1 protein-coding gene is annotated in these 258 nt (G+C 69.0%); it reads right to left on the bottom strand.

The window, feature by feature from the left end; all coding sequences use genetic code 11:
• Positions 1 to 233 (bottom strand): hypothetical protein (locus RVY79_RS20365; RefSeq protein ID WP_317466404.1); only part of this gene is annotated, 233 nt, incomplete at its 3' end.
• Between the last annotated feature and the right edge of the window lie 25 nt (positions 234 to 258).

The raw sequence follows: 258 nt of genomic DNA on the forward strand, positions 1-258 counted from the left end.
TGCGCCTGGGCCATCCAGTGCTTGTCGTGGCTGACCTGCGCGGCACCCGGCGTCGCAAAGGCGCTGCGGCCGCTGGCGTCGGTCAGCTTGAGTTCGAGATCTCCCGCCTGCACGTTGGCCTCGCGACGCATCTGATTCAGCTCGCGGGCGTGGCTGCCCATGATCAGGGCGGCGTCGCGGGGCTCCTGAATCTCGGCCAGCGAGGCAGCGATCGCGTCCGCCAGGGACTGCACGCCAGGTTTCTCGGCCATGCTCTGT

The sequence above is a fragment of the Chromohalobacter sp. HP20-39 genome (assembly GCF_033052815.1).
In the GTDB taxonomy this organism is placed as follows: Bacteria; Pseudomonadota; Gammaproteobacteria; order Pseudomonadales; family Halomonadaceae; genus Chromohalobacter.